1 protein-coding gene is annotated in these 264 nt (G+C 39.8%); it reads left to right on the top strand.

The features are described from left to right. Positions 1-264 (top strand): YhgE/Pip domain-containing protein (locus SB775_RS30545; protein ID WP_410865011.1); only part of this gene is annotated, 264 nt, incomplete at both ends.

Here is a 264-nt window from a genome sequence, read left to right as displayed (position 1 = left end):
GAGATGAAATAAAAAAGAAAATTCTGCAAAATAAGCAAAGCCAAGTTAAATGGACGTTCTTACAAACACAAGAAGAGGTATTGCAAGGGATGAAGGATAAGAAGTATTACGCTGCCATTATGTTTCCACCAGAAATGTCCCAGAAACTTATATCGCTGACCACACCGAAAGGAGAACAACCTGAGGTGCAAGTCTTGGTGAATCAAGGAATGAACTATACTGCCGCAACGGTTTCGAGCCAAATGATTGATAAGTTCATTGGAG

Source organism: Peribacillus sp. SIMBA_075 (assembly GCF_046534585.1).
Note: the sequence above shows the minus strand (reverse complement) of the source record. Positions and strands in the feature narration are given on the sequence as shown.